Raw genomic sequence first — 3,058 nt, forward strand, 5'->3', positions numbered from 1 at the left:
GATGCCTTGGCACCAGGAGGCGATGAAGGACGTGGCACGCTGCGAAAAGCCATGGGGAGCCGCGAGCAGGCTTTGATCCGTGGATATCCGAATGGGGAAACCCACCCAGCGATGGGTATCATCATCTGAATACATAGGATGATGAGGCGAACCCGGGGAACTGAAACATCTCAGTACCTGGAGGAAAAGACATCAATTGAGATTCCGCTAGTAGTGGCGAGCGAACGCGGAACAGGCCAGTGGTCGATGTGAAGGAAGCAGAAGGGTCTGGAAAGGCCGGCCGGAGCGGGTGATAGCCCCGTATGCGTAGGAGCACATTGATCCTTGAGTAGGGCGGGACACGTGAAATCCTGTCTGAACATGGGGGGACCACCCTCCAAGCCTAAATACTCCCTGGTGACCGATAGTGAACAAGTACCGTGAGGGAAAGGTGAAAAGCACCCCGACGAGGGGAGTGAAATAGACCTGAAACCGGATGCCTACAAGCAGTCGGAGCCTCTTATGGGGTGACGGCGTACCTTTTGTATAATGGGTCAGCGAGTTTCTGTTTGCAGCGAGCTTAAGCCGGTAGGTGTAGGCGCAGCGAAAGCGAGTCTGAACAGGGCGTTCAGTTGCTGGCAGAAGACCCGAAACCGAGTGATCTAGCCATGGCCAGGCTGAAGGTGCGGTAACACGCACTGGAGGGCCGAACCCACGCCTGTTGAAAAAGTCGGGGATGAGCTGTGGCTAGGGGTGAAAGGCCAATCAAACTCGGAGATAGCTGGTTCTCCGCGAAATCTATTGAGGTAGATCGTCAGGTGTTTATCCCGGGGGGTAGAGCACTGGATGGGCTAGGGGGGCCCAAAGCCTTACCAAACCTAACCAAACTCCGAATACCCGGAAATATAGCCTGGCAGACAGACGGTGGGTGCTAAGGTCCATCGTCGAGAGGGAAACAGCCCAGACCACCAGCTAAGGCCCCCAAATCGTGGCTAAGTGGGAAAGGATGTGGGGATTCCAAAACAACCAGGAGGTTGGCTTAGAAGCAGCCATCCTTTAAAGAAAGCGTAATAGCTCACTGGTCTATTAGAAACCCTGCGCCGAAGATGTAACGGGGCTCAAGCCACGTGCCGAAGCTGTGGGTGTATGCGCAAGCATACGCGGTAGCGGAGCGTTCCGTAGGTCTGTGAAGGGGACGGGGTGATCCTCCCTGGAGATATCGGAAGTGCGAATGCTGACATGAGTAGCGACAAACAGTGCGAGAAACACTGTCGCCGAAAGTCCAAGGGTTCCTGCGCAAGGTTAATCCGCGCAGGGTGAGCCGGCTCCTAAGGCGAGGGCGAAAGCCGTAGTCGATGGGAATGAGGTGAATATTCCTCAGCCTGCCAGAAGTGACGAATGCAACATGTTGTCGGGTCTTATCGGATTGATCCGGCTTTTTGCGCATTCCGGGAAATAGCTCTGGCATACAGACCGTACCCTAAACCGACACAGGTGGACTGGTAGAGCATACCAAGGCGCTTGAGAGAACGATGCTGAAGGAACTAGGCAAATTGCTCGCGTAACTTCGGGATAAGCGAGACCCGTATCTGGGCAACCAGGTGCGGGTGGCACAGACCAGGGGGTAGCGACTGTTTAGTAAAAACACAGGGCTCTGCGAAGTCGAAAGACGACGTATAGGGTCTGACGCCTGCCCGGTGCCGGAAGGTTAAGAGGAGGTGTGCAAGCACTGAATTGAAGCCCCGGTAAACGGCGGCCGTAACTATAACGGTCCTAAGGTAGCGAAATTCCTTGTCGGGTAAGTTCCGACCTGCACGAATGGCGTAACGACTTCCCCGCTGTCTCCAGCATCGGCTCAGCGAAATTGAATTCCCCGTGAAGATGCGGGGTACCCGCGGTCAGACGGAAAGACCCTATGAACCTTTACTGCAGCTTTGCAGTGGCATCAGGAAAATGCTGTGTAGGATAGGTGGGAGGCTTTGAAGCCGGGGCGCTAGCTCAGGTGGAGCCATCCTTGAAATACCACCCTGAATTTTTCTGATGTCTAACCGCGTCCGGTCAGCCCGGACCGGGACCCTGCATGGTGGGCAGTTTGACTGGGGCGGTCGCCTCCCAAAGTGTAACGGAGGCGCGCGATGGTGGGCTCAGGCCGGTCGGACATCGGCTGCTGAGTGCAATGGCATAAGCCCGCCTGACTGCGAGAGCGACAGCTCGAGCAGAGACGAAAGTCGGCCATAGTGATCCGGTGGTCCCGCGTGGAAGGGCCATCGCTCAACGGATAAAAGGTACTCTAGGGATAACAGGCTGATCTCCCCCAAGAGTCCACATCGACGGGGAGGTTTGGCACCTCGATGTCGGCTCATCACATCCTGGGGCTGGAGCAGGTCCCAAGGGTTCGGCTGTTCGCCGATTAAAGTGGTACGTGAGCTGGGTTTAGAACGTCGTGAGACAGTTCGGTCCCTATCTGCCGTGGGTGTTGGAGACTTGAGAGGATTTGTCCCTAGTACGAGAGGACCGGGATGAACGCACCTCTGGTGCACCGGTTGTCGCGCCAGCGGCACCGCCGGGTAGCTACGTGCGGACAAGATAATCGCTGAAAGCATCTAAGCGAGAAACTTACCTCAAAACCAGGTCTCCCAGAGGGCCGTGATAGACCATCACGTCGATAGGCCAGATGTATACGCGCAGTAATGCGCTCAGCTAACTGGTCCTAATCGCCCAATAGGCTCAAAACAACACACACCACCACACGCACAGCAGTCATCCACACACACACCACAGCGCACCAACCCCACACACTCGCCCGAACCCACAGGTTGGCTCGGACGACCTGGTGGCCATGGCGGGGAATGATCCACCCGATCCCATCCCGAACTCGGCCGTGAAAACCCCCAGCGCCTATGATACTGCATCCCAAGATGCGGGAAAGTCGGTCGCCGCCAGGTCTTTCGAACCAACCACACTCACTCACTCACACGTCGGGGCACACCACGCCCCACCACCGCGGGGTGGAGCAGCCCGGTAGCTCGTCAGGCTCATAACCTGAAGGTCACAGGTTCAAATCCTGTCCCCGCAACCA

At 56.6% G+C, this 3,058-nt stretch carries 1 tRNA gene and 2 rRNA genes (1 of these 3 only partly in view); all 3 read left to right on the forward strand.

What is annotated here, in order from left to right:
* Positions 1 to 2,714, forward strand: a 23S ribosomal RNA gene (locus FE263_RS21890) (it extends 27 nt beyond the left edge of the window).
* A 94-nt stretch (positions 2,715 to 2,808) separates the two neighbouring features.
* Positions 2,809 to 2,924, forward strand: a 5S ribosomal RNA gene (gene rrf / locus FE263_RS21895).
* Positions 2,925 to 2,981: 57 nt separating this feature from the next.
* Positions 2,982 to 3,058 (forward strand) — tRNA-Met (locus tag FE263_RS21900).

Origin of the sequence: Lichenicoccus roseus, assembly GCF_005844085.1 — a bacterium.
In the GTDB taxonomy this organism is placed as follows: domain Bacteria; phylum Pseudomonadota; class Alphaproteobacteria; order Acetobacterales; family Acetobacteraceae; genus Lichenicoccus; species Lichenicoccus roseus.